This is a genomic window from Burkholderia catarinensis (assembly GCF_001883705.2).
GTDB classification, from domain to species: domain Bacteria; phylum Pseudomonadota; class Gammaproteobacteria; order Burkholderiales; family Burkholderiaceae; genus Burkholderia; species Burkholderia catarinensis.
On sequence record NZ_MDEQ02000043.1, the window covers coordinates 1 to 23,567 of the forward strand.

Annotated in this window: 19 protein-coding genes and 2 rRNA genes; 15 read left to right on the forward strand and 6 right to left on the reverse strand. The window is 68.1% G+C overall.

Annotation, left to right across the window (positions count from 1 at the left end):
* Both BFF94_RS35390 and rrf read left to right on the forward strand, forming a co-directional pair.
* A 23S ribosomal RNA gene (locus BFF94_RS35390) occupies positions 1-208 on the forward strand; the annotation flags it as partial.
* A 152-nt stretch (positions 209-360) separates the two neighbouring features.
* Positions 361-473: ribosomal RNA gene (gene rrf / locus BFF94_RS35395) — 5S ribosomal RNA — on the forward strand.
* Positions 474-555: 82 nt separating this feature from the next.
* Here rrf and BFF94_RS35400 read toward each other — a convergent pair.
* From BFF94_RS35400 to BFF94_RS35410, 3 genes are all read right to left on the reverse strand, one after another.
* Positions 556-927 (reverse strand): nuclear transport factor 2 family protein, encoded by a 372-nt coding sequence (locus tag BFF94_RS35400; RefSeq protein WP_128843563.1) that lies wholly within the window; start codon positions 925-927, stop codon positions 556-558.
* A gap of 192 nt (positions 928-1,119) precedes the next feature.
* Entirely contained in the window at positions 1,120-2,373 is a 1,254-nt protein-coding gene (locus BFF94_RS35405) for an SMI1/KNR4 family protein (RefSeq protein WP_128843562.1), read from the reverse strand.
* A 142-nt stretch (positions 2,374-2,515) separates the two neighbouring features.
* Positions 2,516-3,535: an AraC family transcriptional regulator gene (locus tag BFF94_RS35410; protein ID WP_128843561.1), complete on the reverse strand. Its 1,020-nt coding sequence runs from the start codon at positions 3,533-3,535 to the stop codon at positions 2,516-2,518.
* 145 nt (positions 3,536-3,680) lie between these two features.
* Here BFF94_RS35410 and BFF94_RS35415 point away from each other — a divergent pair, with 145 nt between their 5' ends.
* From BFF94_RS35415 to BFF94_RS35425, 3 genes are read left to right on the forward strand one after another with little or no spacing between them, the layout of a single operon-like run.
* Entirely contained in the window at positions 3,681-5,348 is a 1,668-nt protein-coding gene (locus BFF94_RS35415) for an acyl-CoA synthetase (protein ID WP_128843560.1), read from the forward strand.
* A 13-nt stretch (positions 5,349-5,361) separates the two neighbouring features.
* The gene (locus tag BFF94_RS35420; protein WP_128843559.1) at positions 5,362-6,129 is read left to right on the forward strand and encodes a 3-hydroxyacyl-CoA dehydrogenase; all 768 of its coding nucleotides are present in this window, start codon (positions 5,362-5,364) and stop codon (positions 6,127-6,129) included.
* 25 nt (positions 6,130-6,154) lie between these two features.
* Positions 6,155-7,345 (forward strand): acetyl-CoA C-acyltransferase, encoded by a 1,191-nt coding sequence (locus tag BFF94_RS35425; RefSeq protein ID WP_219140400.1) that lies wholly within the window; start codon positions 6,155-6,157, stop codon positions 7,343-7,345.
* Between the two features lie 94 nt (positions 7,346-7,439).
* Here the strand turns inward: BFF94_RS35425 and BFF94_RS35430 are convergent, their stop codons facing one another.
* Positions 7,440-8,132 (reverse strand): TetR/AcrR family transcriptional regulator, encoded by a 693-nt coding sequence (locus BFF94_RS35430; protein ID WP_128843558.1) that lies wholly within the window; start codon positions 8,130-8,132, stop codon positions 7,440-7,442.
* A gap of 366 nt (positions 8,133-8,498) precedes the next feature.
* Here BFF94_RS35430 and BFF94_RS35435 point away from each other — a divergent pair, with 366 nt between their 5' ends.
* The 10 genes from BFF94_RS35435 (at position 8,499) to BFF94_RS35480 (ending at position 21,441) form a co-directional block, all read left to right on the forward strand.
* Positions 8,499-9,779, forward strand: coding sequence for a Zn-dependent hydrolase (locus BFF94_RS35435; protein WP_128843557.1), 1,281 nt, complete (start codon positions 8,499-8,501; stop codon positions 9,777-9,779).
* Between the two features lie 129 nt (positions 9,780-9,908).
* Positions 9,909-11,246: an NAD(P)-dependent oxidoreductase gene (locus BFF94_RS35440; RefSeq protein WP_219140401.1), complete on the forward strand. Its 1,338-nt coding sequence runs from the start codon at positions 9,909-9,911 to the stop codon at positions 11,244-11,246.
* A 55-nt stretch (positions 11,247-11,301) separates the two neighbouring features.
* A complete protein-coding gene (preA, locus tag BFF94_RS35445; RefSeq protein WP_128842425.1) occupies positions 11,302-12,618 on the forward strand; it encodes an NAD-dependent dihydropyrimidine dehydrogenase subunit PreA in 1,317 nt (438 codons plus the stop codon).
* 101 nt (positions 12,619-12,719) lie between these two features.
* Complete coding sequence (locus BFF94_RS35450; protein WP_128842426.1) at positions 12,720-14,228, forward strand: NCS1 family nucleobase:cation symporter-1; 1,509 nt, start codon at positions 12,720-12,722, stop codon at positions 14,226-14,228.
* Between the two features lie 61 nt (positions 14,229-14,289).
* Positions 14,290-15,747 carry a dihydropyrimidinase gene (gene hydA, locus BFF94_RS35455; RefSeq protein ID WP_219140402.1) on the forward strand — a complete coding sequence of 486 codons (1,458 nt, stop codon included), beginning with the start codon at positions 14,290-14,292 and terminating at the stop codon, positions 15,745-15,747.
* A 446-nt stretch (positions 15,748-16,193) separates the two neighbouring features.
* Positions 16,194-17,117, forward strand: coding sequence for a nucleoside-specific channel-forming protein Tsx (locus tag BFF94_RS35460; RefSeq protein ID WP_164497723.1), 924 nt, complete (start codon positions 16,194-16,196; stop codon positions 17,115-17,117).
* A gap of 51 nt (positions 17,118-17,168) precedes the next feature.
* Positions 17,169-18,215 carry a purine-nucleoside phosphorylase gene (locus BFF94_RS35465; RefSeq protein WP_128842428.1) on the forward strand — a complete coding sequence of 349 codons (1,047 nt, stop codon included), beginning with the start codon at positions 17,169-17,171 and terminating at the stop codon, positions 18,213-18,215.
* Positions 18,216-18,293: 78 nt separating this feature from the next.
* Entirely contained in the window at positions 18,294-19,568 is a 1,275-nt protein-coding gene (locus tag BFF94_RS35470) for a NupC/NupG family nucleoside CNT transporter (RefSeq protein ID WP_128842429.1), read from the forward strand.
* Positions 19,569-19,607: 39 nt separating this feature from the next.
* Positions 19,608-20,924 carry a thymidine phosphorylase gene (deoA, locus tag BFF94_RS35475; protein WP_219140403.1) on the forward strand — a complete coding sequence of 439 codons (1,317 nt, stop codon included), beginning with the start codon at positions 19,608-19,610 and terminating at the stop codon, positions 20,922-20,924.
* Positions 20,925-21,051: 127 nt separating this feature from the next.
* Complete coding sequence (locus BFF94_RS35480; protein ID WP_128842430.1) at positions 21,052-21,441, forward strand: cytidine deaminase; 390 nt, start codon at positions 21,052-21,054, stop codon at positions 21,439-21,441.
* 34 nt (positions 21,442-21,475) lie between these two features.
* Here the strand turns inward: BFF94_RS35480 and BFF94_RS35485 are convergent, their stop codons facing one another.
* Together BFF94_RS35485 and msrA are read right to left on the reverse strand one after the other, a co-directional pair.
* Entirely contained in the window at positions 21,476-22,591 is a 1,116-nt protein-coding gene (locus BFF94_RS35485) for a Rieske 2Fe-2S domain-containing protein (RefSeq protein WP_128842431.1), read from the reverse strand.
* Between the two features lie 223 nt (positions 22,592-22,814).
* A complete protein-coding gene (msrA, locus tag BFF94_RS35490; protein WP_219140404.1) occupies positions 22,815-23,558 on the reverse strand; it encodes a peptide-methionine (S)-S-oxide reductase MsrA in 744 nt (247 codons plus the stop codon).
* Between the last annotated feature and the right edge of the window lie 9 nt (positions 23,559-23,567).

Here is a 23,567-nt window from a genome sequence, read left to right on the forward strand (position 1 = left end):
GTCACGCCAGTGGCATCGCCGGGTAGCTATGTTCGGAAGAGATAACCGCTGAAAGCATCTAAGCGGGAAACTCGCCTTAAGATGAGATATCCCTGGGGACTAGATCCCCTTGAAGGGTCGTTCGAGACCAGGACGTTGATAGGTCAGGTGTGTAAGCGCAGTAATGCGTTCAGCTAACTGATACTAATTGCCCGTAAGGCTTGATCCTATAACAAGTCTGCCTTGTTGATCGGCGCCGTGCGAAAGCACTGGCCGCGATCCAGGCGACAGGTTGGATTCTCGTGTGTGATACACACAACCTAAATTACTGCTTCTTCCAAGATTGGTTGTGCTGCGAAGCCAGCACAACAACCCTCTTTGCCTGATGACCATAGCGAGTCGGTCCCACCCCTTCCCATCCCGAACAGGACCGTGAAACGACTCTACGCCGATGATAGTGCGGATTCCCGTGTGAAAGTAGGTAATCGTCAGGCTCCCTAAGCCAGAAACCCCCGCCCGAAAGGCGGGGGTTTTTGCATTGGAGCGCCGGAAATGGGTGCACGCTCGGCGTGGCGGTTACATGACCTGCGATGCATGCCCGGCGACGACGCGCCAGCCGGCGCCCGATCGACGCCACAGGCGCGTATAGGCAAACGTGCCGTCGAATGCCGCGCCGTCGAAACGGCCGGCGAGCGTCGCCTTCGTCGTCGTGAGGATCATCTCGCCGATCGCGCACGCGTGCATTTCGTGGACGTCGAGTCTGTCGAGGCACAGAAGGTTCGCGCGGTGCGCGGACAGATCGTCGTCCTTCGAGATGACCTGGCCGGTCGGAACGGTGAACACCAGATCGTCGTCCAGCAACGCATCGAGCGCTTTCACATCATTGGCCAGCATCGCGGCCCGAAGCGCGGCTTCGCAGGGTTCGATGACTGTACGGATTGCATCCATTTCAGGGCCTCGCATCATCTCTGAAGGTTCGTGGTTCCGCTCATATCCGCGAGCAACGGCAGCAAGCAACGCGTTCCGGACATGGCGCCTACGGATAAAGCCTGGCCTTGCGGCGCGCTGCACGGTGTCGCCGCGAGCGTCGGCGGAATCTCCCGCTGGGCCGCGCGGCGTAGCGACGACGCCCGCGCCATGTCACGGCTCGAATGCGCGCAGACGTTCGGCGCGGGCTTCGAGTCCGTCGAGCCCGAGATGGTGACTGAGCTTGCCGGTGCGGACCTGGCCGATGTCGGCCGTGAGCTTGCGCAGCAGCGTCGCGCTCGCCGTGCGGCAGGCGCAAGCCGCATCGATGCCTTGTGCCGACAGGGCCGCGCCGATCAGGCGCGCGCTGTCGGCGGCGCCGCCGGCGACGCAGCGCGCCATCGCATCGGCATCTGGCTGCACGCCGGCGTCGAGCAGCGCGCGCATCAGCGCGGCAGGCACGTCGCCGGACACGGACGCCAGCGAATCCGGCGCGACCGGTGCGCCGGATTCGAGCAACGCGGTGGCGGCGGCAAACTTCTCGCGCCGCAGCGCATAGTCGGTTGCGATCGAGCTGCCGGCGAGCGCCGTGCCGAGATCCACGACGATCGGCGCCAGTTGCGCGGTGAGTGCCGCGTCGTCGTGGTCGATCGCATGTCGCAGTGCGTGACGCGCGAGCACCGGCTGCGCGGCGAGTGTGCCGTCGGCGAGCGGCGTGCGCCAGTCGATCACGGCCTGGCGATAGAACGCGATCAGCTTGTCCGCCAGCGGCGCCGACAGGCCATGCTCGGTCCGGCGTTCGTCGACATACTCGAGCAACATTTCACCGGTGCCGCTTTCGCCGCCGGGTTCAAGCGGATCCGCATGGAGCCGCAGCGCGCCGAATGCCGCGTACAGGTCGGGTGCGATCGTCGCGAGGCCGTCCTCGTGCATCGCGCCACGCCACGCGGGCGGCAGTCCCTGCTTCCACGCGAGCACATGGCCGCAGTCCCTGGCGCCGGGTTCCGTCACGATGTAGATCCGGTCGCAATACTCGAATCCGCCGAACGGCAGCGCATCGAGCCTGCCGCTCCAGGGGGGTGAGCCCTCTTCGGCGGCTTCCTCGGCCAGTTCGAGCTCGTGGTCGATCCAGCCCTGCAGGTCGCGGTAGCCGTTGCTGCCGTTGTAGAACAGTTCGCCCCAGCTGATCCCTTCGATATGACCGTTCATCTCCAGCGTCAGGTCGTAGTCGAGGCTGCCGCCGGCCGTTGCGCGCCACAGGTCGAGCAGCGCGTGCGGAAGCTCGCCGTGACAGCAGGCCTGCACGGCGGCGATCTGGTCGGCCGGCATCGGCGGCTGCGCGTCGAAGATCACGCGGTCCGCAAACAGCACGATGCCGTGCGCACGCAGGTCGGCCAGTTCGGTGTCGGAAAAGACGATTGCTTGCATCGGAGCGGGAGCGATGGGGGTTTGTCGGGTGTGGGCCGTCGTTCACGGACAAGGAACGGCAGCCGGCAGTTCGCATCGTATCAGCGTCGCGTGACGGGATTTCTCCATCCGCCGGTACGCATGGCGGCGATCGCCGGCCGCATCATCCGCTTGCGGTTCCAGGCTCCGGCTTTGCCGCATCCACGTCACGCCGGAACGCACCGGGGCTCGTGCCGGTCCATTTCCGGAACGCACGATGGAACGCGCTCGGCTCGGTGAAGCCGAGCTCGGCCGCGATCTCCGCGACACTGAGCGCGTGCCCGCGCAACAGCGACTGGGCCAGCGCGCCGCGCAGCTCGTCCTTGATCGCCGCGAAGCTTTGGCCTTCGCTGCGCAAACGCCGCCGCAGCGTCGCGGGCGTCGTACCGAGGCGCACGGCCAGCGTATCGAAATCGGGCCACTCGGCGGCGGGCAGCGTCTTCAGGTGTGCGCGCGTCCTCGCGACCCAGCCCGTATCGTGCCGGTAGCGGACGAGCAGGTTGCCGGGCGCGCCGCGCAGGAAGGTTTTCAGCGCCTGCTCGGAGCGGATCGTCGGCAGCGCGAGGTACGCGGCGTTGAACGCGAGCCGGCTGTCGGGCCGGTCGAAATGCACGGGTACGCCGAAGAACTGGTGATAGTCGCTGCGCTGGTCGGGGCTCGGGCACGCGAAATCGATGCGCTGCAGCGGGATGCGCCGGCCGGTCAGCCAGCACGCGACGCCAAGCAGGATCAGCCAGAACGTCCGGTACGCGAAGGCCGGGTACGGCGTGCCCGACTGCGTCAGCACGATCTGCGCCTGCCCGTCGGCCACGACGAGCTCGCCGTGCGGCTCGTCGAGCACCACGCGCAGGAACTGCAGCGCCCGCCGCAGCGCCTTTTCGAGCGTGCCGGCGTGCAGCACCGCGTGGCATAGCAGCGTGAAGCTGCCGTGCCGCATCGGGCGCGCCGCAAGCCCGAAGAATTCGTCGTCGAGCGCGCTGGCGATCGCGAGCCACAGCCGGCCGTACTGTTGCGGCGTGACGGGCTCGTGCACGGCGTCCGGCAGGCCGGCGGCGCGCAGCACGGGCTCCGTCGGGATGTGCTGCCGGCGCAGGCACGCGAGCGCATCGTCGACGAAATCAGGCGAAATCATCTGCGGCCCCATTTTCCTGCGTCCTCCCGACATGGCAAAAGCGATCACGATTCTAGATTCTGTTTGTCATTGATTGCAATGTACGGGCTGTCTACTATCGATGTATGCCCCGTCGCGCCCCAGGCTCGCCGGCGGCCATAACGCACAGGAGACACGCATGCCTGATGGAGCAACCGCCCGGGCGGTGCCGGCCTACGCCGACGCCGTGGCCCGGTTCAGTATCGAGACCGCCGCGACGCAACTGCACGGCGACCTGGAGCGCGGCCTGAACGCGTGCGTCGAATGCTGCGACCGGCACGCATCGGCGGACGCGATCGCGCTCGACTGGATCGACGCCGGCGGGCAGCACCGCCGCTTCACGTTCGCGCAGATGCAGGCGCTGTCGGCACGCGTCGCGAACCTGCTCGTCGCGCAGGGCGTGAAGCCGGGCGACGTGGTGGCCGGCCTGTTGCCGCGCACGCCCGAGCTGGTCGCGACAATCCTCGGCACGTGGCGCGCGGGCGCCGTCTACCAGCCGCTGTTCACCGCGTTCGGCCCGAAGGCGATCGAGCACCGGCTGCGCATGAGCGATGCGCGGCTGATCGTGACCAACGTCGCGAATCGCGCCAAGCTCGACGAGATCGCCGATTGCCCGCCCGTTGCGACGGTGCGCGAGCCAGGCGATACGCTGCCGGAACGCGACATCGATTTCCGCGCGGCGCTCGACGCGCGGTCCGACGCGTTCGAACCGGTGCTGCGCAAGGGCACGGACCTGTTCATGATGATGTCGACGTCGGGCACGACGGGCTTGCCGAAGGGCGTGCCGGTGCCGCTGCGCGCGCTGCTCGCGTTCGGTGCGTACATGCGTGACGCGGTCGACCTGCGCGAAGGCGACCGGTTCTGGAACATCGCCGATCCGGGCTGGGCGTACGGCCTCTATTACGCGATCACGGGCCCGCTGCTGCTCGGCCACGCGACGACGCTCCATGAAGGCGGCTTCACGGTCGACAGCACGTACGACGTGATCGAACGGCTCGGGATCACGAGCCTCGCCGGCTCGCCGACCGCGTACCGGATGCTGATGGCGGCCGGGACGGAAGCGGCGGCGCGCGTGAAGGGCAAGCTGCGCGTGGTCAGCAGTGCGGGCGAACCGCTGAATCCGGAAGTCGTGCGCTGGTTCGACGCGGCGCTCGACGCGCCGATCTACGATCACTACGGCCAGACCGAACTCGGGATGGTCGTGAACAACCATCACGGCCTCGCGCACGTCGTGCACGCCGGTTCGGCCGGCCTCGCGATGCCCGGCTATCGCGTCGCGGTGCTCGACGACGCAAGCCGCGAACTCGGCCCGGGCGAGCCCGGCAACCTCGCGATCGACATCGCGCGCTCGCCGCTGCTGTGGTTCCACGGGTACTGGCAGCAGGACACGCCCGCGATCGCGGGCGGCTACTACCGGACCGGCGACAACGTCGAACTGGAGCCGGACGGCACCGTGAGCTTCATCGGCCGCGCGGACGACGTGATCACGTCGTCCGGCTACCGGATCGGTCCGTTCGACGTGGAGAGCGCGCTGATCGAGCATCCGGCCGTCAGCGAGGCCGCCGTCATCGGCGTGCCCGATCCGGAGCGCACGGAGATCGTGAAGGCGTTCGTCGTGCTGTCGAAAGGCTTCGACGGCACGCCGGCGCTGGCGGAGGAGCTGAGCCTGCATGTGAAGCGGCGGCTGTCCGCCCACGCCTATCCTCGCGCGATCGACTTCGTCGACGCGCTGCCGAAAACCCCGAGCGGCAAGATCCAGCGCTTCGTGTTGCGCAAGATGGAAGCCGAGAAGGCTGCTCAACCCTGAATATGGACTGCGAATGAATATCAAGGATCGCGTTTTTCTGATTACGGGCGCCGGGTCGGGCCTTGGCGCCGCGGTGGCGCGCATGGTGGTCGCGCAAGGCGGCAACGTGGTGCTGCTGGACGTGAACGCCGATGCGGGCGCGGGCCTCGCGCACGAACTCGGCGCGGCCGCGCGCTTCGTGAAGACCGACGTGACGAGCGAAGCCGACGGGCAGGCGGCCGTCGCCGCCGCGCGCGACGCGTTCGGCCGCATCGACGCGCTGGTCAACTGCGCGGGCGTCGCGCCGGGCGAGAAGGTCGTCGGCCGCGACGGCCCGCACTCGCTCGATCGCTTCGCGCGGGCGGTGTCGATCAATCTCGTCGGCACGTTCAACATGATCCGGCTGGCCGCCGACGCGATGTCGAAGCAGGACGCCGATGCGGAAGGCGAGCGCGGTGTGATTATCAATACGGCGTCGGTCGCGGCGTTCGACGGGCAGATCGGGCAGGCCGCGTATGCGGCGTCGAAGAGCGGCGTGGCAGGCATGACGCTGCCGATCGCGCGGGAACTCGCGCGGTTCGGCATTCGCGTCGTGACGGTCGCGCCGGGCATCTTCGCGACGCCGATGATGGCCGGCATGCCGCAGGACGTGCAGGATGCGCTCGGCAAGAGCGTGCCGTTCCCGCCGCGGCTCGGCCGCCCGGAAGAATTTGCGGCGCTGGTGCGCCACATCGCCGAGAACACGATGCTGAACGGCGAAGTCATCCGTCTCGATGGCGCGTTGCGCATGGCACCGCGCTGAAACTGGAAGAAGGAGGAAGCGAATCATGACGACTCAGGATCCGATCGTAATCGTTGGCACGGCGCGTACGCCGATGGGTGGTTTTCAGGGCGATCTGGCGGCGGCCAGCGCGAGCGACCTTGGCGCGGTCGCCATTCGCGCGGCGCTCGAGCGCGCGAACGTGCCGGCCGAGCGTATCGATGAAATCGTGTTCGGCTGCGTGCTGCCGGCCGGCCAGGGCCAGGCGCCGGCGCGGCAGGCCGCGCTGAAGGCCGGGCTGCCGCTCGCGGCGGGTGCGACCACGGTCAACAAGATGTGCGGCTCCGGGATGAAGGCGGCGATGTTCGTGCACGACCTGCTGCTGGCGGGCTCGGCCGGCGTGGCCGTCGCGGGCGGGATGGAGAGCATGACGAATGCGCCGTACCTGCTGCCGAAGGCGCGTGCGGGGATGCGGATGGGTCACGGCCAGGTGCTCGACCACATGTTCCTCGACGGGCTCGAGGACGCGTATGAAAAGGGCCGCCTGATGGGCACGTTCGCCGAGGATTGCGCGCAGGCGTACCAGTTCACGCGCGAGGCGCAGGATGCGTTCGCGATCGCATCGCTGACGCGCGCGCAACGCGCGATCGCCGAAGGGCATTTCGTGTCGGAGATCGCGCCGGTGACCGTGAAGGCCGGCAAGACCGAAGCCGTCGTGTCGATCGACGAGCAGCCGGGCAACGCGAAGCTCGACAAGATCCCGACGCTGAAGCCGGCGTTCCGCGACGGCGGCACGGTAACGGCCGCGAACGCATCGTCGATCTCGGACGGTGCGGCCGCGCTGGTGATGATGCGCCGCTCGGAAGCCGAGCGCCTCGGCCTCACGCCGAAGGCCGTGATCGTCGGGCATTCGACTTATGCGGACAAGCCGGGCCTGTTCGCGACCGCGCCGATCGGCGCGCTGCGCAAGCTGTCGGAGAAAACCGGCTGGAACCTGCGCGACGTTGATCTGTTCGAGATCAATGAAGCGTTCGCGGTGGTGCCGATGGCCGCGATGCGCGATCTCGACCTGCCGCACGAGAAGGTCAACGTGCATGGCGGCGCGTGCGCACTCGGGCATCCGATCGGTGCATCGGGGGCACGCGTGATGGTGACGCTGCTGGCCGCGCTGGAGACGTATGGCCTGAAGCGCGGCATCGCATCGCTGTGCATCGGCGGCGGCGAGGCGACGGCCATCGCGATCGAGCGCATCGCGTAACGCATCGCACGCACGCTGCGGCGCGGGCGACGGGTATCGCGCAGGACACCCCTGCGCGATACCCGTTCTGCTTTTGGTGGATCGCGTTGCCGCGCTACGGTTTCGCGTGTGGCGACACCGCGCCGCATGCGCGAATCACGAACTGCACGACCTGTTCGGTCTTCTCGTCGAACGCCTTCTGCGTGAACGCGCGCTTGCCGCTCAGCGCGCGGATCTGCGCATCGAAATCCGCATAGTGCTGCGTGGTCGCCCAGATCAGGTACATCAGCGCATGCGCGTCGATCGGCGCGAGCAGCCCGCGCGCGATCCAGCCGTCGATCACCTTCACGCGTGTGTCGAACCACGGCTTCACGCGTTGCGACAGGATGTCCTGCATGTGCTCCGCGCCGTGGATGATCTCGTTGGCCCAGACCTTCGAGCCGAGCGGGCGCCGCCGCGACAGCGCCATCTTCGCGCGCACGTAGCCGCCGATCGCTTGCACCGGATCGTCGCCGGCCTCGAACGAGCCGGCCGCGCGATGCCAGTCCTCGAACAGGTCGTCGAGCACGCGGCGGTACAGCGCGAGCTTCGTCGGGAAGTAGTAATGCAGGTTCGCTTTCGGCAGGCCGGCGCGCTCCGCGATCATCGCGGTGCTCGCGCCGTCGAGCCCGCGCTCCGCGAACACGGCCTCCGCACAGGCGAGCAGATGCGCTTCGTTGGACTCGCGGATGTGCGCCTTGCGTCGCCGCAAAGGCGCGCGCGTTTCGTCGCTGTCGGTCGCTTCGGTTGCCGCCTCGTCATGTCTCATCGTTGCCCTCGCGCGGCAGGCATGCCGCGTTGGGCTTCATTCTAGCCGCTGATCCGCATCGAACGCACGCATGCTGATACCGCGCATCCATCGCGATGCTGCGTTGCGATGGCACGTTTCTCGCTCCGTCTAGTCTCGCAAGAAAGACATTGCCTTGGACATTTTGATCGTCTAAAACCTGTCCAATCGGACAGGATTCGACGAGCGGCGGAAAGCAGCGGAAAACTTCCCGCCGGATGCGCCGGACGAACTTCGCGAACGACCGGGACATGCACCGCGGATGGGCGTGCGTGCCCCGCAACAGGCATTGCACGCACCGGCACAGACCGGGCTGACGACATTACCGACCCCACAGGAGCGATACGAATGAACGCGGTATCGGAAACAGTGAAACGGGCAGCTTTCGACACGTCGATCAAGGTCGACGGCAAGCGGTTGTGGGACAGCCTGATGGAAGTCGCGAAGATCGGTGCGACGCCGAAAGGCGGCGTGTGCCGCCTCGCGCTGACCGATCTCGACAAGGCCGGCCGCGACCTGATCGTCGGCTGGGCGAAGGCCGCCGGCTGCACGGTGACGGTCGATACGATGGGCAACGTGTTCATGCGCCGCGCGGGCCGCGTGGCCGACGCGGCGCCGGTCGTCACGGGCTCGCATGCGGATTCGCAGCCGACCGGCGGCCGCTTCGACGGCATCTACGGCGTGCTCGGCGGCCTCGAGGTGATTCGCAGCCTTAACGATCGCGGCATCGAGACCGAGCATCCGGTCGAGGTCGTGATCTGGACCAACGAGGAGGGCTCGCGCTTCGCGCCCGCGATGGTCGCGTCCGGCGTGTTCGCGGGTGTGTTCCCGCTCGAATACGGGCTGTCGCGCAAGGATGTGGACGGCAAGACGATCGGCGAGGAACTGGCGCGCATCGGCTACGCGGGCGACGTGCCGTGCGGCGGGCGCAAGCTGCACGCGGCGTTCGAACTGCATATCGAGCAGGGGCCGATCCTCGAAGCGGAGTGCAAGACGATCGGCGTCGTGACCGACGCGCAGGGGCAGCGCTGGTACGAGATCACCTTCACCGGGCAGGAAGCGCACGCGGGGCCGACGCCGATGCCGCGCCGTCGCGACGCGCTGCTCGGCGCGGCGCGCGTGGTCGATCTCGTCAACCGGATCGGCCTCGATCACGCGCCGTTCGGCTGCGCGACGGTCGGCATGATGCAGGTGCACCCGAACTCGCGCAACGTGATTCCCGGCCGCGTGTTCTTCACCGTCGATTTCCGTCATCCGGAAGACGCCGTGCTCGCGAAGATGGACGCCTCGCTGCGCGACGGCGTCGCGCGCATCGCGGCCGACATCGGGCTCGAAACGGAACTCGAGCAGATTTTCTATTACAAGCCGGTTGCGTTCGACGCGGCGTGTGTGGAAGCCGTGCGCGGCGCGGCCGAGCGCTTCGGCTACTCGCATCGCGACATCGTGTCGGGTGCGGGGCACGACGCATGCTATCTGGCGCAGGTCGCACCGACGTCGATGGTGTTCGTGCCGTGCGTCGACGGGATCAGCCACAACGAGATCGAGGACGCGACGCCTGCGTGGATCGAGGCCGGCGCGAACGTGCTGCTGCACGCGATGCTGTCGCGCGCATGCGAGCCGGCTTCATGACGCATCGACCGTAGCGCGACCGGCAGGCGGTTCATCGCCTGACCCAGGCATTCCCAAGCATGACCGCCCCGACTGTGCATCCGCAGCCGGCGGGGACGGCTTTGTCTCCACCCAGTCGAAGGAACGCGTATGACCACCAAGCCAACCGGCGATATCGCCGCGCATCGCCTGTCGTCCACGCAACTCTCGTGCGAATTCGCCGATATCGCGCCGCTGCTCGACCCGACCGCGGCCGCGGCCGCCGCGAGCCGCTGCCATTACTGCTACGACGCGCCGTGCGTGCAGGCCTGCCCGACGCAGATCGACATTCCGAGCTTCATCCGCAAGATCGGCAACGGCAACCTGAAAGGCGCCGCGACCGACATCCTGTCCGCGAATCCGCTCGGCGGGATGTGCGCGCGCGTGTGCCCGACCGAGATCCTGTGCGAAGGCGCATGCGTGCGCAACCACCAGGATTCGCAGCCCGTCGCGATCGGCGCGCTGCAGCGCCATGCGACCGACTGGGCGATGGAGACGGGCGCAGTGCGCTTCAAGCGCGCGCCCGAGACGGGCCGCCATGTCGCGGTGGTCGGCGCGGGGCCGGCCGGGCTCGCGTGTGCGCACCGGCTCGCGCTCGCCGGGCACCGCGTCACGCTGTTCGACGCGCGCCCGAAGGGCGGCGGCCTCAACGAATACGGGATCGCCGCGTACAAGACCGTCGACGATTTCGCGCAGCGCGAAGTCGAATGGCTGCTGTCGGTCGGCGGCATCGAACTGGAAACGGGTGTTGCGCTCGGGCGCGACGTGACGCTCGACGCGCTGCGCGAGCAGCACGACGCGGTGTTTCTCGCGATGGGCCTCGGCGGCGTGCGCGCGCTCGCGATCGACGGCGAGCAACTGGCCGGCGTGATGAACGCGGTCGACTTCATCGCGCAGGTGCGGCAGGCCGACGGGCTGGAGAACGTGCCGGTCGGGCGGCGCGTGGTCGTGATCGGCGGCGGCAATACGGCCATCGATGCGGCCGTGCAGAGCCGCAAGCTCGGCGCCGAGCGCGTGACGATGGTGTATCGGCGTGGTGTCGACGCGATGAGCGCGACGTGGGCCGAGCGCGAGTTCGCGCAGAAGAGCGGCGTCACGCTGGTCACGCACGCGAAGCCCGTGCGCATGACGGGCGCGAACGGACAGGTGACGGGCGTCGAATTCGACGCGGCATCGGGCGAGCGCTTCACCGTCGATGCCGACATGGTGCTGAAGGCGATCGGTCAGACGCTGGTGCCCGACGGCATCGCGGCCGCGTTGCTGACGGCGGACGGCGCGCGTATCGCGGTGGACGCGGACGGGCGTACCGCACTGCCCGACGTGTGGGCCGGCGGTGACTGCGCGGCGACGGACGGCATCGACCTCACGGTGCAGGCCGTGCAGGACGGCAAGCGCGCGGCCGCGTCGATCGACGCGGCGCTCGCGGCGCGCGACGCGAAGGCTGCGTGAAAGCGCGGCGCACCCCAGGCACACCGATAACGACCCCACTTTCACGGAGCCGAACATGGCCGACCTTCGCTGCACCATCGCGGGCATTACTTCGCCGAATCCCTTCTGGCTTGCCTCCGCGCCGCCGACCGACAAGGCCTACAACGTCAACCGCGCATTCGAGGCGGGCTGGGGCGGCGTCGTCTGGAAGACGCTCGGGCTCGATCCGCACGTCGTCAACGTCAGTTCGCGCTATGGCGCCGTGCAGTGGAACGGCCAGCGCATCGCGGGGCTGAACAACATCGAGCTGATCACCGACCGCCCGCTCGACGTGAACCTGAGAGAGATCGCGCAGGTGAAGCGCGACTGGCCGGACCGCGCGCTGATCGTGTCGCTGATGGTGCCGTGCAACGAGCGTGACTGGAAATGGATCCTGCCGCTCGTCGAGGATACGGGTGCCGACGCGGTCGAGCTGAACTTCGGCTGCCCGCACGGGATGAGCGAGCGCGGGATGGGCGCGGCGGTCGGGCAGGTGCCCGAATACGTCGAGATGGTCACGCGCTGGGTGAAGGAAGGCACGAAGCTGCCGTGCCTCGTGAAGCTCACGCCGAACATCAGCGACATCCGGATGGGATCGCGCGCGGCGTACAAGGGCGGCGCGGACGGCGTCTCGCTGATCAACACGATCAACTCGATCGTCGCGGTCGATCTCGACCACATGGCGCCGATGCCGACCGTCGACGGCAAGGGCACGCACGGCGGCTATTGCGGCCCGGCGGTCAAGCCGATCGCATTGAACATGGTCGCGGAGATCGCGCGCGATCCGGAAACGCCGAACCTGCCGATCTCGGGCATCGGCGGCATCTCGACGTGGCGCGACGCGGCCGAATTCATGGTGCTCGGCGCCGGCAGCGTGCAGGTATGCACCGCCGCGATGCATTACGGCTTCCGGATCGTGTCGGACCTCGCCGACGGGCTGTCGAACTGGATGGACGAGAAGGGCTACGCGACGCTCGACGACGTGCGCGGCCGCGCGGTGCCGAACGTGACCGACTGGAAATACCTGAACCTGAAGTACGACATCAAGGCGCGCATCGACCAGGATCGCTGCATCCAGTGCGGACTGTGCCATATCGCGTGCGAGGACACGTCGCACCAGGCGATCACGCGCGAGAAGGACGGCGTGCGGCATTTCGAAGTGATCGATTCGGAATGCGTCGGGTGCAATCTTTGCATGCATGTGTGTCCGGTCGAGCAATGCATCACGATGGAGCGCGTCGATTCGGGTGACTACGCGAACTGGACCACGCATCCGAACAATCCGGCGAGCACGGATGGCGGTGCGAGCGGCGGCCCGGCGGCGGCACCCGAGAAACACGCGAAGGCGGCCTGACCGGCGGCCGGCGGCGCGGGCGTTCCAGCGCCGCCGTTTTTCGTTCCACCCGGGCCGGCATCGGACGATGCCGGCGCTGACGTTTTCGTGGAGTGCGATTGATGAAATCCGCAGCGAACCCCACCGACCCCGACAGCGCCGCGGCGCAGGGCGGCAGCCTGTACAACGACGACCTCGCGCCGACCACGCCGGCGCAGCGCACATGGAAGTGGTATCACTTCGCGGCGCTTTGGGTCGGGATGGTGATGAACATCGCGTCGTACATGCTCGCGGCCGGGCTGATCCAGGAAGGCATGTCGCCCTGGCAGGCGGTGATGACCGTGCTGCTCGGCAACCTGATCGTGCTCGTGCCGATGCTGCTGATCGGCCATGCGGGCGCGAAGCACGGGATTCCGTACGCGGTGCTCGTGCGCGCGTCGTTCGGCACGCAGGGCGCGAAGCTGCCGGCGCTGTTGCGCGCGATCGTCGCATGCGGGTGGTACGGCATCCAGACCTGGCTCGGCGGCAGTGCGATCTACACGCTGCTGAACATCCTGACCGGCAACGCGCTGCATGGCGCGGCGCTGCCGCTCGTCGGCATCTCGTTCGGGCAGCTCGCGTGCTTTCTCGTGTTCTGGGTGCTGCAGCTCTACTTCATCTGGCACGGCACCGATTCGATCCGCTGGCTCGAGAGCTGGTCCGCGCCGATCAAGGTCGTGATGTGCGTGGCGCTCGTGTGGTGGGCGACGTCGAAGGCGGGCGGGTTCGGCTCGATGCTGTCGGCGCCGTCGCAGTTCGCGGCGGGCGGCAAGAAGGCCGGGCTGTTCTGGGCGACCTTCTGGCCGGGCCTGACCGCGATGGTCGGCTTCTGGGCGACGCTTGCGCTGAACATTCCCGATTTCACGCGCTTCGCGCATTCGCAGCGCGACCAGATGATCGGGCAGTCGATCGGGCTGCCGCTGCCGATGGCGCTGCTGTCGGTGGTGTCGGTCGTCGTGACGTCGGCGACCGTCGTGATCTACGGCAACGCGATCTGGGACCCGATCGACCTGACGAGCCGGATGACGGGCATCGGCGTGGGCATTGCGCTCGTGATCCTCACGCTCGACACGATGTGCTGCAACCTCGCCGCGAATCTCGTCGGCCCCGCGTACGACTTCTCGAGCCTGTGGCCGAAGGCCATCTCGTACCGCACGGGCGGGATGATCACCGCGACGATCGCGATCGCGATGATGCCGTGGAAGATCCTCGCGACGACGGACGGCTATATCTTCACCTGGCTCGTCGGCTATTCGGCGCTGCTCGGGCCGGTCGCGGGCATCCTGATGGTCGACTACTTCCTGATTCGCGGCACGCAGCTCGACACGCGCGCGCTGTTCGACGAGCGCGGCGGCTTCAGCTATGCGCGCGGCTGGAACCCGGCCGCGCTGGCCGCGCTCGCGATCGGCGTGCTGCCGAACCTGCCCGGCTTCCTGCACACGGCATTCCCGGCGTCGTTCCCGAACGTGCCGGCATTCTTCAACACGCTCTACACGTACGCATGGTTCGTCGGCCTCGTGCTGGCGTCGGGCGTGTACGGCACCTGGATGAAGTGGCGCGCCGGACAGCGCGCGCAGATCGCGAGCGCGTGACGCGCGAGATGCGCGAGATGCGTGTCACGCGGCATCCGACAGTCAACGAGGAGGCAACGAAATGGCAATCCTGATTCGCGGCGGCACCGTGGTCGATGCGGACCGCTCCTATCGCGCGGACGTGCTCTGCGCGGACCCGCAGGACGGCGGCACGATCCTGCAGATCGCCGAGCAGATCGACGCGCCGGCCGGCGCGAGCGTCGTCGACGCGCACGACCAGTACGTGATGCCGGGCGGCATCGATCCGCACACGCACATGGAACTGCCGTTCATGGGCACGACCGCGAGCGACGATTTCTACTCGGGCACGGCCGCCGGGCTGTCGGGCGGCACGACGAGCATCATCGATTTCGTGATCCCGAGCCCGAAGCAGCCGCTGATGGACGCGTTCCACGCGTGGCGCGGCTGGGCCGAGAAGGCGGCGGCGGATTACGGTTTCCACGTGGCGGTGACGTGGTGGGACGAGAGCGTGCATCGCGACATGGGTACGCTCGTGCGCGAGCACGGCGTGTCGAGCTTCAAGCACTTCATGGCGTACAAGAACGCGATCATGGCCGACGACGAGGTGCTCGTGAACAGCTTCTCGCGTTCGCTCGAACTCGGCGCGCTGCCGACCGTGCACGCGGAGAACGGCGAGCTCGTGTTCCGGCTGCAGCAGGCGCTGCTCGCGCGCGGGATGACGGGGCCGGAGGCGCATCCGCTGTCGCGGCCGCCGGAGGTCGAGGGCGAGGCCGCGAACCGCGCGATCCGCATCGCGCAGGTGCTCGGCGTGCCCGTGTATATCGTGCACGTGTCGGCGAAGGATGCGGTCGATGCGATCACGCGCGCGCGCAGCGAAGGGCTGCGCGTGTTCGGCGAAGTGCTGCCGGGCCACCTGGTGATCGACGAGGCCGTCTATCGCGACCCGGACTGGACGCGTGCGGCCGCGCACGTGATGAGCCCGCCGTTTCGCTCGGCCGAGCATCGCGAGGCGCTGTGGCGCGGGCTGCAGTCGGGGCAGCTGCATACGACGGCGACCGACCACTGCGTGTTCTGCGCGTCGCAGAAGGCGATGGGCCGCGACGATTTCACGAAGATCCCGAACGGCTGCGGCGGCGTCGAGGATCGCATGTCGGTGCTGTGGCATCACGGCGTGAATCACGGCCGCATCACGCCGAACGAGTTCGTGCGGATCACGTCGACGAACGCCGCGCAGATCTTCAACCTGTATCCGCGCAAGGGCGCCGTGCAGGTGGGCGCCGATGCCGACCTCGTCGTGTGGGATCCGGCCGCGACGAAGACGATCTCGGTGAAGACCCATCACCAGCAGGTCGACTTCAACGTGTTCGAGGGGATGACGGTGCAGGGCGTCGCGACGCACACGCTGACGCGCGGCGCGCTCGCCTGGGCCGACGGCGAACTGCGCGCGGTGCGCGGCGCGGGCCGCTACCTGAAGCGCCCGCCGGCGGCCGGCTACTACGAGGCCGCTCGGATCGCGAACCGGCTGCGCGAACCGCATCCGGTCGAACGCGCCGGCTGAGCGGAACGTATCGCGCGGGGTGTCCGTTTGCGCGGCGCGCCCCGCGCGCGTCCGGACATCCCGTCGCGTTCATGGCGGCGGACGATCGGCGCGGGACGGGCTGCCCCGCAGGCGCTGACCGTGCTCCGGTCCCGCATCGTCCTCGCATCCTGTCCATTCGGTCAATATATGGCACGGCTTGTGCTTTATCCCCTCCGTTTTATCCGCGAAACGGTCTGAATGCTGACTGACCGGTCAAGTTCGGAGCGCACGCGCACCTGAAGCAGGCGGCGCGCCCGAATCTGGGGCAGCGGCCGGCCGCGGCGAGCCGGGTCCGACGGAAAGCGTTGGGATATCGACAAGAGCAACGATCGGAAGGTGGGGTCAAGCGAATGTATGTAGAAGAACTGAATAAATCGTCAACGAGGGAAACGAAGGCAGCGCATGCGGCGACGCGGACGGGCGTCATGCTGCTAGCGCTTTCGGTGGGCATACCGACGGTCGCGATCGCGCAGGAGACGGGCACCGTCGCGCCGGGGGCCGGCACGCAGATCGCCGAGAGCGGCATGGTCGCGCCGAATGCGCCGCCGGCACCCGCGCCGTCGCCGTATCTGTCGACGTGGTTTCACCAGAGCCTCGGCGTGATCGGGTCGAAGGACATCCGCTTCGGGCCGCACACGACCAACGACGTGTACCTCGAATACGAATACTTCGGGCGGAAGGGGCCGTTCGACCTGTACGGCTATGTCGACCTGCCGCGTGCGATCGGCGTCGGCAACGGCTACGACTCGGGCTATACGAACAAGGGCTCGCCGCTGTTCAGCGAGCAGGAGCCGCGCGTGTCGATCGACGATCTCCTCGGCCGGCATCTCGGATTCGGGCCGTTCAAGGAATGGTATGTCGCGTTCGACTGGATCTACGACCAGGGGCACAACACGGCCGGGCGGCAGAACACGCTGTATGCGGGCTTCGGTACCGACATCGACACGCATACGAAGCTGATGCTGTCCGCGAACCTGTACGTGCGCCGGCAATGGGAGAACTACGGCGCGGCCAACCAGAACACGTGGGACGGCTATCGCGCGCAGATGAAATACATCTACCCGATCGGTACGTTCCACGGCGGCAACCTGACCTACGTCGGGTTCTTCAACTACGACTTCGGTTCGAAGCTGCGCGAGGAGACGGGCGGCAATACGCGCACCGACACCGCGTTCGTGTCGACCAACGTGCTGATCTATTCGTTCAAGCACTGGCGCTTCTGGACCGCAGCCCGCTATTTCCACAACGGCGGCCAGTGGGGCGGCACCGAGCTGAACTTCGGCGACGGGCCGTTCCAGAACCGGTCGACCGGCTGGGGCTACTACGCGAGCGTCGGCTATCAGTTCTGACGGGCCCGCGCCTGCGACACGATCATGAATCTCACTCGAACGAGGCAAGCAATGTTGAAGGGGAAAGTCCTGAAGTTGGCGGCAATCGTTGCGCTGGTCGCGACGATGACGGCCGGCGCGCACGCGGCCGGCGAACGCGCGCATCGGACGCGTGCGATCAAGGTGCTGATCGTCACGATGTTCGGACCGGAAGGCAAGGCGTGGCTCGACCGGATCGGGCCGGTGCAGAAGATCGCGGTGCCGGGCCTGTCGCCCGACTACCCGCACATCAGTTGCACGCGCAACGACGTGTGCGTGCTGACGACCGGCATGGGCCACGCGAACGCGGCTGCATCGATGGCGGCGCTGGTCTATTCGCGCCGGTTCGACCTGCGCAAGACCTACTTCGTCGTGACCGGCATCGCCGGCATCGATCCGGCGCAGGGCACGCTCGGCTCGGCCGCGTGGGCACGCTACCTGGTCGACTTCGGGATCCAGTGGGAACTGGATGCGCGCGAGATCCCGGCCGGCTGGAAGTCGGGCTATCTCGGCATCAACACGAAGAACGGAGACGAGAAACCGCCGCTCGACTACCGCACCGAGGTGTTCCAGTTGAACGAGGCATTGCTCCGGAAAGCCGTCGCGCTGTCGCGCGACGTGACGCTGCACGACAGCAGGGAAGCGGCCGTGTATCGCGCGAAGTATCCGGAAGCGCCCGCGAACCGGCCGCCGACCGTGATCCAGTGCGATACGCTCGCGGGCGACACGTGGTTCTCGGGCACGAAGCTCGGCGAGCGCGCCAGCGAATGGACGCGCCTGCTGACCGACGGCAAGGGGGTGTACTGCACGACGCAGCAGGAAGACAATGCGACGTTCGAAGTGATCAAGCGGGCGGCCGCGGCAGGGCTGGCCGATACGCAGCGCGTGGCCGTGCTGCGCTCGGGTTCGGACTTCGACCGGCCGCCGCCGGGCGGCTCGGACGTCGACAACCTGCTCGATTACCAGCGCCAGGGCGGGTTCGTGCCGGCCCTCGACAATCTGTACCTCGCCGGTTCACCGCTCGTGAACGCGATCGTGAAGGACTGGGCGCACTGGAAGGATGGCGTACCGGCCGAGTGACGGCCGCCGTCGGCAGGACACGGGTGCGCTTCCGGCGCGCTCCGGCGGTTCAATAACATTGAGAGAAAGGAGTACAAGGTGGATATTCTGCGCAGTCTCCTGGGTATGCTGTTCCTGCTGCTGGTTGCCTATCTGCTGTCGAACAATCGCCGCGCGGTGCGCGGACGGACCATGATCGCCGCGCTGCTCACGCAGTTCGCGATCGGCGCGCTGGTGCTGTTCGTGCCGTCGGGCCGCACGGTGCTGGCGGCGGCCGCGAATGGCGTCAATCGCGTGCTCGACATGGGCAATCACGGCATCGCGTTCGTGTTCGGCGGGCTGGTCGACGCCCGGATGTTCCAGCTGTTCGGCGACGGCGGGTTCGTGTTCGGCCTGCGCGTGCTGCCGATGATCATCTTCGTCACCGCGCTGATCGCGGTGCTGTACTACATCGGCGTGATGAAGTGGATCGTCGCGATCCTCGGCGCCGGGTTGGCGAAAGTGCTTGGCGTGAGCCGCATCGAGGCATGCTCGGCCGTCGCGACGATCTTTCTCGGGCAGAGCGAGATGCCCGCGCTCGTGAAGCCGTTCGTGCGGAACATGACGGGTGCCGAGATCTTCACGGTGATGGCGAGCGGCATGGCGTCGGTCGCGGGCTCGGTGCTGGTCGGCTACGCCGGGCTCGGCGTGAAGATGGAGTATCTGCTCGCCGCGTCGTTCATGGCGGTGCCGGGCGGGCTGCTGTTCGGCAAGCTGCTGTATCCGACCGTCGAGCCGAGCCGCGTCGTGGTCGACGGGCTCGATTTCGACGACAAGCGGGCCGCCAACGTGATCGAGGCGGCGGCGTCCGGCGCGTCGGTCGGCCTGCGGATCGCGATCAACGTCGGTGCGATGCTGATCGCGTTCGTGGGGCTGATCGCGCTGATGAACCTCATCGTCGGCGGCGTGGCCGCGTTCGCGGGCTTTCCGCAGGTCACGCTGCTGGGCATCCTCGGCCACCTGTTCGCGCCGCTGGCGTGGATCATCGGCGTGCCGTGGCACGACGCGGCGCTGGCCGGCAACTTCATCGGCGAGAAGCTGATCTTCAACGAGTTCGTCGCGTACGGCGACCTGTCGCCGTACCTGAAGGGCAGCGAGCACGTCGCGGCGGCCGGCCTGCAAGTGCTCGACCCGAAGACGCTCGCGATCGTGTCGTTCGCGCTGTGCGGCTTCGCGAACTTCTCGTCGATCGCCATTCTCGCGGGCGGCTTCAGCGCGGTCGCGCCGGAGCGTCGATCGGAAGTCGCGCGGCACGGCTTGCGCGCGCTGACGGCGGCGACACTGTCGAACCTGATGAGCGCGGCGATTGCCGGCCTGTTCCTTTCGCTGCATTGAACGGCGCAGCGAACCCCGACCGATCGAGGAGAGGCAACGATGTTTCTACCGCAGGAATTCATCCGCAGGAAGCGCGACCGGCAGCCGCTCGATCGCGACGGGATTGCCGCGTTCGTGCGCGGCGTGACCGACGGCAGCGTGACCGAGGGCCAGGTGGCGGCGTTCGCGATGGCCGTGTACTTCAACGACCTGAGCGTCGACGAACGCGTCGCGCTGACGCTCGCGCAGCGCGACTCGGGCGACGTGCTCGACTGGCGCGCGCTCGATCTCGGCGGGCCGGTGATCGACAAGCATTCGACCGGCGGCGTCGGCGATGTCGTGTCGCTGATGCTCGGGCCGATGGTGGCCGCGTGCGGCGGCTACGTGCCGATGATCTCGGGCCGCGGGCTCGGCCATACCGGCGGCACGCTCGACAAGCTCGGCGCGATCCCCGGTTACGACGTGATGCCCGATACGGATGCGTTTCGTCGCACGGTGCGTGACGTCGGCGTCGCGATCATCGGGCAGACCGCGCGGCTCGCGCCGGCCGACAAGCGCATCTACGCGATTCGCGACGTGACGGCGACCGTCGAATCGGTCGCGATGATCACCGCGTCGATCCTGTCGAAGAAACTCGCGGCCGGACTCGACGGGCTCGTGATGGACGTCAAGGTCGGCTCGGGCGCGTTCATGCCGACTGCGGAGAAATCGGCGGAACTGGCCCGCAGCATCGTCGACGTCGGCAACGGCGCCGGCATGAAGACGACCGCGATCCTCACCGACATGAACCAGTCGCTCGCACCGTGCGCGGGCAATGCGCTCGAGGTGGCGTGCGCGATCGACTACCTGACGGGCAAGTCGCGTCCGGCCCGGCTGCATGACGTTACGCTGGCGCTTTCGGCGGCGTTGCTCGTCACCGGCGGGCTGGCGGTCGATACCGCACAGGCGCGCGCGATGCTGCAGCGGGCGCTCGACTCGGGCGCGGCGGCCGAGCGCTTCGCGAGAATGGTCGCGGCGCTCGGCGGCCCCGCTGGCCTGGTCGACGCGCCCGGGCGTCATCTTGCGCGGGCGGCGGCGATCGTGCCGGTTCCGGCGCCTGCGAGCGGCGTGGTGCAGCGGGTCGATTGCCGCGCGCTCGGGCTGGCGGTCGTCGCGCTCGGCGGCGGCCGCACGCGCGTGGAAGATTCGATCGACTACAGTGTCGGCCTGGCGGCGCTCGCGGAGATCGGGCAGCGCGTCGAGGCCGGCCAGCCGCTCGGCTACGTGCACGCCCGCGACGACGCCGCCGCGGCGCGTGCGGTGGACGCGGTCCAGCGCAGCTACGTGCTGGGCGAGACGGGCGAGGCGCCGCCGACCCTTTACCGGCAGATCGGCTGACCGGTCGCGTGGCCGGCACGGGGGAACGTGCCGGCCGCGGCGGCCGCTTTACATCACGGGAGTATCGTGCGGGCCGCGATGCGGCTGCGTCGATGCATCCCGGCACACCACTGGAGGCACCATCGCGATGGAACGGGACGAATTGATCGAACAGGCCAGGGCGGCGCGCGAACGCGCGTATGCGCCGTATTCGCACTTCAAGGTCGGCGCGGCGCTGCAGGCGCGCGACGGGACGGTTTTCCACGGCTGCAACGTCGAGAACGCGTCCTACGGACTGTGCAATTGCGCGGAACGCACGGCGATGTTTTCGGCGATCGCCGCCGGTTACCGTCCGGGCGACTTCGCGCGGCTCGCGGTCGTCGGCGACACGGACGGCCCGATCGCGCCGTGCGGCGCGTGCCGTCAGGTGATCATCGAGATCGGCACGCCCGACCTCGAAGTGATCCTGGGCAACCTGAAAGGGGCGGTCGAGGCCACGACGGCGCACGCATTGCTGCCGGGCGCGTTCCGGTTGTAACGGGGCGCGCCGCGGCGAGCAAGCGTCGCCCGCATCACGCGCCGTCGCGCGCGTCGTGGATCGGGATCACGGTGCGCGCGCCGCACTGGCGCAGCAGGTCGCGCAGCTCGTTGATGACCGGAAACACCTCGTGGTTCCAGTCGGCGCCCTGGCGATCGTGCGCTTCCTGCTCGCGCTCGACGATCCAGCGATCCTCGCGGAAGATGCGCTCGGTGAACCACACGAGCAGCGGCCATGCGAGATCGAGTGCGAACGGTATGCCGGGCTTGTGGATCGACAGCACGCCGAACGTGCGGTTGGTGCGCTGCTCGGCGTCGAGCGGCACGTAGACGATCCACAGGTCCATCACGAGCGTGCCTTCGCTCGAACGGATCTGCAGCGTCTGGTACGGGTAGCCGGTGCGCACCGTCATCACGCTCTTGTCGGACTGCTCGGCCGTCTTCCTGCTCGCGCCGAACACGAGCGCCTCGCCGACCGGCTGCTTGCCTTCCATCCGCGCGAACGTGTAGTCGACCTCGACCCAGTCGTCGCCGCGGCGGCGGCCCACCGAGCGCGCGCGCATCTGCCCCATCTGCTTGCGATGCAGGAACTGATGGTTCATGTCCATCAGGTTCTCGTGCATGAACGAGTAGTGGCACTTGACCTCGCGGCCGAAGCGGCGCGTCTTGTAGGTGCGGTTGTCCACCGATTCGAGCGCGGGGAACGGCCGTTCGTCGGCGAGCGTCGCGTCGCCGGGAAATACGAAAATCAGCCCGTGCGCCTCGCGGCACGGATACGCGCGCACGCCGTTGGGCAAGCGCTCGCGGCCGAGGTAGGGCACGTCGACGCATTGGCCGCTGTCGCACGCGTAGGTCCAGCCGTGATAGCAGCAGCGCAGCGTCTCGCCGCTCACGACGCCCGCGTGCAGCGGCACCTGGCGGTGCGCGCAACGATCTTCGAGCGCATACACGGCGCCTGACTCGGTGCGCACGAGCACGATCGGATCACCGGCGAAGCGCAAGCCGAGCGTCTTGCCGCGCTTGAGCTCGCGCGACCACGCGAGCGGGTACCAGTGATCGGGATGAATCGGTACGCGGCGCAGATCGCGCACGGTCGCGCCGGAGGAGGGTTCTCCAAGGGTGTTGCTGTCATGCAAAGGTACTGCGCGCATGCGTCACGCCTCCTGGCTGGACTGGGATGCCGAGCACCGCAAGAAGCGGCGGGGATCTGGAGAAGTCTACGCGAAGTTGCCCGTCGCGGCGGACGCGATGCGGGTTTGCCCCGGCACGGCGCGCGGGGTTTCCTTGATGCGGCGCAACCTGGGCCGGGCGCGGTGCGCCCGGGTCATGCGCGGCCGCGCGGCGGGCCGGATCCCGCCACGCGCCGGTTACCGGTCACGAGCGGGGTTCACGCCACAGCACCGCGTCGGAACGGTACAGCGCCGGGAAGTGCTGCTTCAGCCCGGCGACCTTCGGCAGGTCGTTGAATGCGATATACGGCGCGTCGGGATGCAGTTCGAGGTAGTTCTGGTGATAGGCCTCGGCCGGATAAAACCCCTTGTACGTTTCGACGCGCGTGACGACGGGCGCCGGATACACGTGCGCGGTGCCGAGCTGCGCGACGTACGCGGTCGCGACCGCGCGTTGCTGCGCGGTGGTCGGGAAGATCGCGGACCGGTACTGCGACCCTTCGTCGGGGCCTTGCCGGTTCAGCTCGGTCGGGTCGTGCGCGACCGAGAAGAACACCTGCAGCAGCCGGCCGTACGTGATCTGCGTCGGGTCGTAGACGATGCGGACCGACTCCGCGTGCCCCGTCAGCCCCGAGCCGACGAGCGCGTAGTGCGCGGTTTCGGACGCGCCGCCCGCATAGCCGGCCGTGACCTGCTTCACGCCCTTCACGTGCTCGAACACGCCCTGCACGCCCCAGAAGCAGCCGCCGGCGAGCACGGCCGTCTCGTCGTGCGATGCGCCGGGCGTTTCGTCGAGCGTCGGCGCGGGCACGGTGCGCATCGGCTCGGCTGAATTGACGATGCGCTGGTAGCCGAACACGGCGGCGGCCGCGACGGCGACGGCACCGATGCGGCGCAGCATCGCTGCGCGCCGTCGCGGCGCGGAATCGCGGGTGGGTGTCGGGTTCATCGTTGGCTC